The organism is Polaromonas sp. P1_E1_2 (assembly GCF_056406035.1).
On the sequence record NZ_JBFUAZ010000127.1, the window covers coordinates 1 to 8,541 of the forward strand.

12 protein-coding genes are annotated in these 8,541 nt (G+C 61.8%); all 12 read right to left on the minus strand.

Annotated features, from left to right (window positions below; all coding sequences use genetic code 11):
- On the minus strand, nucleotides 1-481 hold a 481-nt coding region (locus tag AC1D1P_RS08500), incomplete at its 3' end, for a FliH/SctL family protein (RefSeq protein WP_477672675.1).
- Entirely contained in the window at nucleotides 478-1,119 is a 642-nt protein-coding gene (locus AC1D1P_RS08505; protein WP_477672676.1) for a hypothetical protein, read from the minus strand. The genes AC1D1P_RS08505 and AC1D1P_RS08500, both read right to left, overlap by 4 nt.
- Complete coding sequence (gene fliF / locus AC1D1P_RS08510) at nucleotides 1,116-2,576, minus strand: flagellar basal-body MS-ring/collar protein FliF (protein ID WP_477672677.1); 1,461 nt, start codon at nucleotides 2,574-2,576, stop codon at nucleotides 1,116-1,118. Before fliF ends, AC1D1P_RS08505 begins: the two co-directional genes overlap by 4 nt.
- A gap of 9 nt (nucleotides 2,577-2,585) precedes the next feature.
- Nucleotides 2,586-2,897, minus strand: coding sequence for a flagellar hook-basal body complex protein FliE (gene fliE, locus AC1D1P_RS08515; protein ID WP_477672678.1), 312 nt, complete (start codon nucleotides 2,895-2,897; stop codon nucleotides 2,586-2,588).
- Entirely contained in the window at nucleotides 2,894-3,358 is a 465-nt protein-coding gene (flgC, locus tag AC1D1P_RS08520; RefSeq protein WP_477669647.1) for a flagellar basal body rod protein FlgC, read from the minus strand. Before flgC ends, fliE begins: the two co-directional genes overlap by 4 nt.
- 34 nt (nucleotides 3,359-3,392) lie before the next feature.
- Complete coding sequence (gene flgB / locus AC1D1P_RS08525; RefSeq protein ID WP_477669648.1) at nucleotides 3,393-3,776, minus strand: flagellar basal body rod protein FlgB; 384 nt, start codon at nucleotides 3,774-3,776, stop codon at nucleotides 3,393-3,395.
- Nucleotides 3,777-3,804: 28 nt separating this feature from the next.
- On the minus strand, nucleotides 3,805-4,851 hold the full coding sequence (locus tag AC1D1P_RS08530; protein WP_477669649.1) for a flagellar basal body P-ring protein FlgI: 1,047 nt from the start codon (nucleotides 4,849-4,851) through the stop codon (nucleotides 3,805-3,807).
- Between the two features lie 134 nt (nucleotides 4,852-4,985).
- Nucleotides 4,986-5,615 carry a flagellar basal body L-ring protein FlgH gene (locus tag AC1D1P_RS08535; RefSeq protein ID WP_477669650.1) on the minus strand — a complete coding sequence of 210 codons (630 nt, stop codon included), beginning with the start codon at nucleotides 5,613-5,615 and terminating at the stop codon, nucleotides 4,986-4,988.
- Nucleotides 5,612-6,640 carry a flagellar basal body P-ring formation chaperone FlgA gene (flgA, locus tag AC1D1P_RS08540; RefSeq protein WP_477672679.1) on the minus strand — a complete coding sequence of 343 codons (1,029 nt, stop codon included), beginning with the start codon at nucleotides 6,638-6,640 and terminating at the stop codon, nucleotides 5,612-5,614. Before flgA ends, AC1D1P_RS08535 begins: the two co-directional genes overlap by 4 nt.
- 10 nt (nucleotides 6,641-6,650) lie before the next feature.
- Nucleotides 6,651-7,445 carry a flagellar basal-body rod protein FlgG gene (gene flgG / locus AC1D1P_RS08545; protein ID WP_477669652.1) on the minus strand — a complete coding sequence of 265 codons (795 nt, stop codon included), beginning with the start codon at nucleotides 7,443-7,445 and terminating at the stop codon, nucleotides 6,651-6,653.
- A gap of 35 nt (nucleotides 7,446-7,480) precedes the next feature.
- On the minus strand, nucleotides 7,481-8,275 hold the full coding sequence (locus tag AC1D1P_RS08550; RefSeq protein WP_477669653.1) for a flagellar hook-basal body protein: 795 nt from the start codon (nucleotides 8,273-8,275) through the stop codon (nucleotides 7,481-7,483).
- A gap of 39 nt (nucleotides 8,276-8,314) precedes the next feature.
- Nucleotides 8,315-8,541, minus strand: a 227-nt coding sequence (locus tag AC1D1P_RS08555) for an FHIPEP family type III secretion protein (RefSeq protein WP_477672680.1), incomplete at its 5' end; no start/stop codon positions are given.

Below are 8,541 nucleotides of genomic sequence, written 5' to 3' on the forward strand. Positions count from 1 at the left end.
CCTTCAGCATGTCCCGGGTGGGGACCGTTTCGCCCAGCACCCGGCAAAACGCCTCAAAAGCGAGCGCCACCATGTCATCCTCGGCGTCATCCAGAAAGCGGTTTTTCTGCCCAACTATCGCATCAGCCATTTGCCTGATCTTTGCCAGCGCATCGACCAGCTTCTGCTGGCCAGCCTCATGGTCTTCAAGAAGCGCATGGCGCTCCTGTTCAGCGCGCTCCAGCGCCTGTTTCATGCCCGCCTCATAACCGTCTTTTTGACCCTGAACCCTGCCTGCCTCGTACCCGAGGGTGYGCGCTTCCTGCCGGACCTGTCCGAGGCCCGCATCAGGCTCCTGCAACGCGCGGCCGGTCATCAGGGTCGCTGATTTATCGGCCATCGGACGCTGCAAGGGCAGCACTGCAGGCGCGCGCGACGCCACGCGCAGCTCGAGCGGCGCGCCCTCCACGGCGCCTCTGATAACAAAACCTTCCGGGCTCACTTGTAGGCCCTCATGGGTGCAATGATGCTGGACCAGAACCGGCGCCGTTCCTGCCACCAGCGTGCAAAACCGCCCCGGTGCGCGCTGGTCGCGTTCTGCGGGGACGCTGAGGCCTCGACGGTTCGGTAGCGTCGCAGCAAGCGCCGCAATAGCCCGAGCCGCAGCTGAGCGGCCTGGTCTGGGGTCGCCCCAGCTCTGCTGTCCAGGCTGTCGACCTGCAGGCGCAAAGAGAGCCGCCTGTGCGTCTCAAGTGCCGCCAGCAGGGAATCGGCCCAAGACCAGGATTTCAAAGAGARCAGGAAGGCCAGCAACGCAACAGGTTCAGGTTTCAGGAGGGGCAGCAACAGATCCACACGTGCCGCGTCAAGCGCATACATCAGGGCTTCGACGGACAGTTCATCGATATGAGCGTGGCCCGCAGGAGCAGACTCCTGTGGTGCCGCATCGCCCAGGCGCAGCTCGTCAAGAAGCCTCGGGTCGGAAGGGATGCCCAGGTCGCGCAACTCCTCCAGCAAGGATTGCAACTCGGCCGCCTCGATAGCAGGGAGTTGTTGCAACAGCCATGCGGCGTCGTGCGGCGCCATGGCATGCAAGGTCAATGCAGCCTGCCGCGCATTGGAAGAGGATTCCGGTCTCATGGCTTCAGTCCTGCGGGCGGGGCTTCCTGCTGCATCCAGGCCCGGACCTGCCGCAACGCCGATTCGCGCTGCTCTTCGGTCATCGCGGGATCGGCGGTTTTGCGCTTTTGCAGCAGAAACCACACCAAGCCGCACAGCATCACCAGCAGCAATCCCGCTATCGCCACGACGGGCGTCGGCGTTTCGCCCGACGCCGCAGCGCCTGGCCCTGTGGCTCGAGGCGAATCGCCAGCAACGTCAGGAATTGCCGGCAGGGGAAGGGCGCCATTCTTCAGGCTCTGCACAACTACGGTGTCGCCCCGTTCGAGTGAAGCCCCCACAGCTGCGGCAATGACTTTCCGGGCTTGCTCTTCGTCGGCGGCGTCCAGCGCTTTGCGCACAACGGCCACCACTTGTATGCGGCGTATCGACCCCGGCTGGCTGACCACCTGCTCGACCCTTCGCCCAACCTGATATTCCACTTCCCGTTGTACGCTGCCATTCACGCCAGTACCAGTACGCGCGTCGAGCGGCGCCACCCCGGTATCGCGCACAGACTCGCGTTCGCGCACCACCACGCCGGCAGGCGGCTTGTTTTCTTGCCCCGGCGCCGAAATCACTTCTTCGGTGGTGATGCGTATCTGATCCATGTTTAACAGGACGTCCACACTGGCGAGCGCTTGGCCCGCGCCAAAGCTCTGGTCCAGCACCAAGGCCGCCTTGCGGGCAAGGTAATCTTCGGTTTCTTTTTTAAGGTCGAGCCGGCTTGAGCTGTTTGCGAGCGCCGCGCCGTTTTCGGCATTGGTGGCCACTCGACTCAGCGCGATGCCCTGGTGGTTGACGACGGCGACATCGGCAGAGGTCATTCCCGGTGTCGCTGAAGCGACGAGGTGCTGAATTCCGAAAACCTGCTCGGGACGCAGGTTCTGGCCCTGTTTGAGCGTCAGGGTAATGGCGGCCTTCGGTTTACTGCTCGCCTGCTTGAACAGGCCCTGCTCCGGAAGCGCCAGATGGACGCGCACGTCGCTGACCTCCGCCAGGGACAGGATGGTTCGTGTCAACTCGCCTTGAAGCGCTCGCTGATAGTTGATCTTCTGGGCGAATTCGGTCATGCCGAAATCGGTATTGTTGAACAGCTCAAACCCGACCACTCCCTGTAAGGGGATTTCCTTGCCCATCAGCTTGATGCGCGTTGCGTGCACCTGCGTTTTGTCGACAAGAATGGTCGAACCGCTTTCGGCGAGGCGATAGGGCATCTTTTGCTTGTCGAGCTCCGTTGTCATCGCCAGCGCATCCTGGGGCTTCAGGTCAGTGAACAGCACCTGGTATTCCACTCTGAACGCCCACCATGCAAAAAAGACCACAGCGCCCAGGAACAACACCAGCGCTCCAACCAGGAGCGCACGCGCCGGCTGGGTGAGCCCTTTCCAGAAATCGATCATTGCTTCAGCTTTCTTCTTTAAAACAGGTTCGAACAAGCCCCGTGGCTATATCTGCATCTTCATGACGTCCTGGTACGCCTCAAGCAGGCGATTGCGAACCTGCATCATCAGCTGAAAAGCAATCCGGCTTTCTTCCATGCGGATCATGACCTGGTGCAGGTTCTGGACGTCCCCCACGGCCAGCGCCTGGAGATCGCCCTGCGTGGCGAGCAGCTGTTCGTTGACCTGCTGCAGGCCCTGGGTGACCATGGCGCCGAAGGACCCCGCGCCCTGCAGTCTTTCACTCATCGGCTGGAACTGGGAAATGTCGACGCTTGTTGCCGCGGCAATGGGTGCGATCATTTCGGTGCTCATCATGCGCCTCCAATTTCGAGTGCCTTCAAAGCCATGGTGCGTGCCGAATTCATCGCTGCCACGTTGGCCTCATAGGAGCGCATGGCGCTCATCAGCGTCACCATCTCGGTCGCGCTATCCACACCGGTGTAAGCCACAAAACCCTTGTCGTTGGCCAGCGGGTGACCCGGTTCATAGACCATTCGTGGCGGCAAATCAGTCGGCTCAACCGACACCACGGCAGGTGCCGATGTACCGGTCAGGCCTGCACCGTTAACCCCGCGGCTGAAAAGATCAGCGAATGCCGGTGAGCCGGATGCCACCATCGCGGCAGCTCGAGCCACCACGCGGAGCGGCCGGTACTGGGGACCGCCCGTCTCTTGAATGGTGTTGGCATTGGCCAAATTGAGTGAGGCCACGTCGGCGCGCGTGCGCTCCAGGCTCATGCCGGCGGCGCTGATGGCAAAGGAATCGGAGTAATCCATAGGTGCAGGTCCAATACGTGAGTGATCGGTCGAACTATTTCTTGCCTTCSGTCGCTGCCGACGAAAGCATGGCGAGGTGGCGCGAAAGCCCTTTCACCAGCGCCTGGTACTGGACCGCGTTACGGGCCATGTTCCCCACCTCGACATCCAGCTCTACGCGCGCCGGCTGGCCGTCGATGCGCAGCATCGGTTGTTGCCGGAACTTCATGTCTCCCAACGCCGCCTCGTCGAGCCGGCCGCGTTCGCGCAGGGCTCTGCGGGCCTGTTCAAGCTGGCCCTCGAAGTCAAGGGCCTGCGGCACAAAGCCTTCCGTATTCGCGTTGGCGATGTTGTTGGCAATGACTTGCTGCCTTGCCGAAGCCGCGTCAAGCGCCAATGACAGCGCGGCCGTCGTAATGGATTCGATACTGTTGGACATGGGTGTACCTCTGGTGTAGACGTCGGAACTACTGGACGACGAGTTCGGCATGCAGGGCGCCGGCAGCCTTGACGGCCCGCAGAATCGAGATGATGTCGCGGGTGTTGGTCTTTAGTTTGGCGAGCGACTGGACCAGGTCTGTCACAGTGGTTCCGCCAGCCACAAAACCCGGGCCGTTGCGCTCATCCACGTCGATCCGGGTATTGCTAACCAAGGCGGTGCGCACGCCCGGCCCGGCCTCGCCGATAAAGAAGGGTTGCGAAACGCCGTTCTGCTCGGTGATGGCAATCTTCAAATCACCATGGGTGATGGCTACCTTGGCGATGCGCACATCCCCGCCCGCAACGACTGTGCCCGTGCGTTCGTTGATCACCACTTTGGCCCGCCTGTCGGGCTCGACCGTGACGGACTCCAGGCGCGACAGGAAAGCTACCAGGCTGCCGCGCTGGCTTTCCGGCACATCGATGTCGATGCCTGAGGCGTCGCGCGCCTGGGCCAGGTTGGCACCCAGCTGGGTGTTGATGGCCAACGCAATCCGGTTCGCCGTGGTGTAGTCCGGCTCGGCAAGCAGGAAGGTTACGTTGGGAATGGCGGTGCCGGTGGATCCGGGCTCCATGGGGGCTTTGGCCGTGCCGACCTCAACGGTCGCGCCATTGGGCACCGCTCCCACTGTCGGGTGGTTCTTCTGCAACACGTTGCCGTTGGAATCATAACGGTAGCCTCCAACCGACAGCGGCCCCTGCGCCAGTGCATAGACACGGCCGTTCGCCGCTTTCAACGGCACTTGCAACAAGCTGCCGCCCACCAGGCTGCGTGCGTCGCCTGTCGAAGACACCGTGATGTCCAATGTGTCGCCGGGCCGGGCGAAACTCGGCAGCGAAGCGCTGACCATGACGACAGCCACATTCCGGCTTTGGATCTGTTCAGGCGGCACGCTGAGATTGAACTGGGACATCGCATTGGACAATGCCTGCCGGGTGGCCCGGTTCGTCGGTGAGTCGCCCGTTCCGGCGAGGCCGGTCACGATGCCGGTACCCGTCAATGCGTTGTCTCGCCACCCCTGGAGTTTGCCCAAGTCCTTGATTCGGATCAGGCCAGTCTGACCATGCGAAGYCGGTGCCACCAGACAGAGCGCACAGCAAATGAGTACCGGAATGATACGAAGCCGGGAGACAAACCTCGACTGCAGAAATGAAGTGAGCGCCATTTTCAAAACCCTGTCCAATCGAGCAATTTCCGCCACCAGGGCCGCTGGTTGCGTTCAGCGATATCGCCCTCGCCGACATAGGTGATTTTCGCGTCGGCCAATCTCGTGGAAAGAACGATGTTGCCGTCGGACACGTCCACGGGCCTCACGCGCCCCTCGAGCGTGACGCGTTGCGGTTCCTGGTTGACCGTCAGCATCTGCTCGCCCGTCACTGCCATGTCGCCGTTAGGCAAAATCTCGCGAACCGTCACCGACAGCGTGACCAATAGCCGGTTGGCGCGCTGGGTGCGCCCCCCGCCGTCAAAGTCGCTGGCCACGTTGACGCCCGTCTGGGCTTTGCTTTCACCACGGTGGCTCAGGTCCGCCGACAGGCTGTTTTTTCTTCGGGTGTCCGTGTCCGCGCTGCTGCTGGCACTGGAGTTTTCAAACACCTGAACGGTGAGGACATCTCCCACGCGAAAGGCCTTGTTGTCGGCCGTCAAGGGGCGATAAGTCTTTTCATCGTAGAGGCTGACTCCCTGCGCATGCGACAGGCAGGCCCAGCAGCACAGCACCAGCCCCAACGCGGCCAGGCGCGCGGCTGCAAAGTTGTTCCGCAATTCATTGCCAGGTTTGGAAGCTGAAAAAATCATGGGTACATCTCCACACGGCCCGGGCCTGCGACCCGGGCTAACAAACTGGCCGTAGCATTGACGGGCTTGACTTGAACCATCTGGCCGGCGCGGCCGTCCTGCAGCACTTCCGCACGGCTCTGCACATTCAGGCCGGCCTGGCGCGTTTCGAGCACGGCCCAGCTCCCGCGCGCCACATCGGGAACGGCTTCCGTGTGGGCCGCCGTCAAGGTTTCGCCGGCCCGAATCGGGCGGCGCAAACGCTGGCCGTCAGAAAACTGGCGCGCCGGATTTTTCTGCGAAGCTGCGGCTGCGGCAATGTTTTGTTCACGCAGCTCCACATCGCCCGCCAGGAGGGACGCACCTGCGGGAATGTCTCTGGTGGCAACCACCACCGGCCCGTAGACCACAACCTCAAAAACGACCGCCACCGATCTTTGCACTCTGCCAGCACTGCCCACATCGATCCAGACCGTCATTCTGGAAGCCAGTGCCGCCGCACCCTGAGCACGGGGATTGATCTCCACCAGTTCATCGGCGACTACCAGGTCGCGCGGCACGGTCACCGGCTGCAGTTCGATGCGAGTGCCGGCCGGTAGTTGGCCGCGCAGTTGCTGCCGGAGTGTCTTGTCCGCGAGGGCGACGATATCCTCGCCGGGTATGTCGCGGCTGCGCAGGCTGATGTCAGWGAACGCAGCGCCCTGCCAGGTGATTTGATCTCCTTGAAGGCCCGCGTGACCCCGTATCCACCGGGCAAGGACATCCCGTTCCAGGACAAAGGACTGGCCGGCACGCGGCGCGCGGCCCAGCGGCAAAGCCATCAGGCGCCGCAAGGTCGCCGGGTCCGGGCTGGCAAGGCTGGCAACGTCGCCCAAGCGCACGTCGCTGTGGCTGACCTGCACATGCTCCGGCAGGCTGATAYGCGCCATGCTCGCAGCGGTTTGTGCCTGAAGAGGCTGCGCGGGAGCCGCCCAGAGCGCAAGCAGGCAGAGACCCGCCGCCTCGACACCGGAAGGCAGGAACCCAAAAAAGCGAACACCACGCATCAGTGTTTTCTTAGCGGCGCAGCGCATTGACCATGCCGAGCATCTCGTCGGATGCCTGCACAACCTTGACGCTGGCTTCATAAGCGCGCTGCGCGATCATCAGGTTCACCATCTCGTCGACCAGCTTGACGTTGGAGCCTTCCAGAAATCCCTGGGCAATCCGCCCCAAGCCCTCTTCTCCAGGTTTGCCGACGACCGGGTCGCCGGCGGCCTCGGTCGGCCGGTAGAGGTTGTCCCCCTGCGCCAACAGAGCTTGCGGATTGGAGAATCGCACCAGGTCAATCTGCCCGATCTCCACAGGCGTGGCCTGATTCGCCAAACGGATCCGCACGGTGCCATCCGTGTCGATCAGCAAGGCCTGCGCATTGTCGGGAATGCTCAGGCCAGGTTTCAGCGCATAGCCTGCCTGGGTTGCCAGCAGGCCCTCCTTGTTGACCCTCAGCGTGCCGCCGCGCGCATAAGCCTGTGACCCATCAGGCAAAGTCACCTCCATGAAGCCGTCACCTTCAATTGCAACGTCGAACGCGGACTCCGTTTTCTTGAGGTCGCCCATGTCGAAAAGCTTGGCCATGCCGCCTATGCCAACGCCCGCCCCCACTCTCGTAACCGCATCCATGAGGCCCTGCGGCGCGCCGGCATTCGCCAAAGGGAGCGGCGCGGCCGAACGCGTGACCAGATCCGAGAACGTCAGTCGGCCTTTTTTAAATCCCGTGGTGTTGACGTTGGCCAGATTGTTGGCGATCGTGTCCACATTCATCTGCTGGGCCTGCATGCCGGTCGCACCAATATAGAGCGCATCGAACATAAAACTCCTCTGGTTTGTGTGTAGTGAAAACGGGCTCAGGCAAGATCGCCGAGCTTTCGAATGGCTGTCCCCATCATTTCGTCGTAACCTGTCGCGACCTTTTGCATCGACTCGAAATGCCGCATCGTCTGCATCAGTTGCACCATCTCCTGCATGGACGAAACATTGGAGTTTTCGAGAAAGCCCTGGCGTACCTGGACATCGACATCGTTCATCATGCCGGCCGGACTCTCCGAAGCGACAAGCCCCTCCCCGAGATGCCGGAGCGTCTGCGACGCCTCTAGCTGCATCACCTTGAGCTGGGCCACCGGCTCTTGCGCGGACAAGCGGTTGGCGGCAATGCCGGCTGCTCCGGACTTGGGGCCTTCAAATACATAGCCCCTGGAATCAATCGAGGGATTGCGTGTCGTCAAAAAGATGGCGCCGCCTTTACCCATCACCGGGTGTCCCTGGGCATTCACCAACCGCCCCTGACCGTCCAGGTGGAAGGAACCCTGCCGCGTGTAGGCCGGGCCGGACGCCGTTGAGACCTCAAAGAAGCCGTCTCCGTCCAACGCGAGATCCAGATTTTGTCCGGTGGACTTGAGTGTGCCGGGGCGAAGGTCCGTCTGCGTTTTCAGCAGGCCGCCGGTCGCGTCTACCTGCTGCGACAACGCATCGACCTGCGCGGAGAAGGAGGCGCCGAGTTGGGAATAGGGGGTGGGCTGGACCGAAACGACCTCCCGCTTGTAGCCTATGGTCAAGGCGTTGGCCAGGTTCATGCCGACCCTTTCAAGACGGATGCTGTCCTGGTGCATGCTTTGCAAAGCGACGGAGAGAATATTGGTCATGGTTCGGATTGAGTTGCAGGACAAAAATGCACGGGTTGCTTAAAAGCTCACCACACCATACGACTTGAGTTCGATGTTGTGCGGGATCTCGGCCATGGACAGCACACGCAGATGCGGCATTACCCGCTCGGACAAGGCACGCACGTGCCGGCGAAGCTCGGGAGAGCAGAGCAGCACTGGCAGCAAATTGCTTTTCATCATCTTTTCCGCTTGCTGCACCAGTTTGCCGATGAATTTTTCGGCCATTTGCGGTTCCAGGACGAACT

What these genes read in the sequence shown, in the direction of transcription:
- fliE (WP_477672678.1), bottom strand. Translation starts at nt 2,897, where the DNA reads ATGATGAGCACCGAAATGATCGCACCCATTGCCGCGGCAACAAGCGTC.
- AC1D1P_RS08550 (WP_477669653.1), bottom strand. Translation starts at nt 8,275, where the DNA reads ATGACCAATATTCTCTCCGTCGCTTTGCAAAGCATGCACCAGGACAGC.
- flgG (WP_477669652.1), bottom strand. Translation starts at nt 7,445, where the DNA reads ATGTTCGATGCGCTCTATATTGGTGCGACCGGCATGCAGGCCCAGCAG.
- AC1D1P_RS08535 (WP_477669650.1), bottom strand. Translation starts at nt 5,615, where the DNA reads ATGATTTTTTCAGCTTCCAAACCTGGCAATGAATTGCGGAACAACTTT.
- flgC (WP_477669647.1), bottom strand. Translation starts at nt 3,358, where the DNA reads ATGGATTACTCCGATTCCTTTGCCATCAGCGCCGCCGGCATGAGCCTG.